A 1463-nucleotide genomic window follows, 5' to 3' on the forward strand; every position below is an offset into this window, starting at 1 on the left:
GAGAAATAGTCAAATCCTGTGGATCGAGGGTCGTCAGGCGACCTCGGACACTGGGGTGTCGGGCGATGGTTCCGGGGTGATGTCGACCGGACGTTCGAGGAGCTTGCCCTGGTGGAACACTGCGCCGGCCCGCACCAACGCCACCAGGTGTGGTGCGTTGACCGCCCGCCACCGCGACTGCGCTGCTTCGATCAGCTTGTAGGCCATCGCCATGCCCGCCGCCCGTGATCCCGGGCCCTTGGTCACCCTGGTCCGAAGCCGAACCGTCGCGAAGGTCGATTCGATCGGGTTCGTGGTGCGTAGATGCACCCAGTGCTCGGCGGGATACCGGAAGTACTCGAGCAGCACGTCGGCGTCATCGACGATTTTCTTCACCGCTTTCGGGTACTTCGCGCTGTAGTCACGTTCGAACGCTGCGATCGCCAACTGCGCCTTGTCGATGTCCTCGGCCCCGATGATCTCCTTCATCGCCGCCAACGCACCCGGATGCGCCGATTTCGGGAGTGCAGCAAGAACGTTGGCTTGTTTGTGGAACCAGCAGCGTTGTTCGCGGGTGGCGGGGAACACCTCCCGCAGTGCCCGCCAGAATCCCAAAGCTCCGTCCCCGACCGCGAGCGCCGGCGCGCGCATCCCGCGGCGGCGGCAATCCCGCAGCAGGTCCGCCCAGGACTCGGTGGACTCTCGGTAGCCGTCGGCCAGGGCGACGAGTTCCTTGCGGCCGTCCGCCCGCACCCCGAGCATCACCAACAGGCAGAGCTTTTCCTGCTCGAGCCGGACTTTCAGGTGGATGCCGTCGACCCACAGGTACACGTAGTCGACCTGCGAGAGGTCCCTGGTGCCGAAGGCCTTCGCCTCGTCCTGCCACTGGGCCGTGAGCCGGGTGATCGAGGATGCGGACAGTCCGGCGCCGGTGCCGAGGAACTGTTCGAGCGCCGGCCCGAAGTCACTGGTTGACAGGCCGTGCAGGTACAGCAGCGGCAGCACCTCCGATACCTGCTCGGACTTGCGAGCCCAGGCGGGCAGGATCGCCGAGGAGAACCGCTTGCGCTCGCCGGTATCGGGGTCGATCCGCTTGTCGTTCACGCGGGGCGCCTTCACCGCCACCGCACCCGCCGAGGTCACGACCTCACGTTCGGCGTGGTATCCGTTGCGGACCACCAGTCGGTGGCCGTGTTCGTCGACCTCACCGGCATACCGGGCTACATAGTCGGCGACCTCGGCCTGCAACGCCGCGGCCAGCATCTGCCGGGCACCGTCGCGGACGATCTGGTCGAGCAACGACCGGCCCGCACCGGCCGCATTGCGGGTCTCGTTGGAGTCGTCGTTGTTGTCTACTACCGTGAGCACGGGCGTGCCTTCCCGCCAGCGCGCCAACGCTGGTCTTGATCAGAATTCGGATTCCTTGCAGATCATCTTCCGGGAAGGCACGCCCGCCCGGGATCCACAGGTTCTGATCATTGCTC

General features: G+C 66.1%; 1 protein-coding gene. It reads right to left on the reverse strand.

From position 1 onward, the window contains the following. Window positions 1–33: 33 nt before the first annotated feature. Window positions 34–1347 carry an IS256 family transposase gene (locus tag ACJH6I_RS31745; RefSeq protein ID WP_019344575.1) on the reverse strand — a complete coding sequence of 438 codons (1314 nt, stop codon included), beginning with the start codon at window positions 1345–1347 and terminating at the stop codon, window positions 34–36. Window positions 1348–1463: the final 116 nt, after the last annotated feature.

It is taken from the genome of Mycobacterium sp. SMC-13, from assembly GCF_045311035.1.
Classification (GTDB): Bacteria; Actinomycetota; Actinomycetes; order Mycobacteriales; family Mycobacteriaceae; genus Mycobacterium.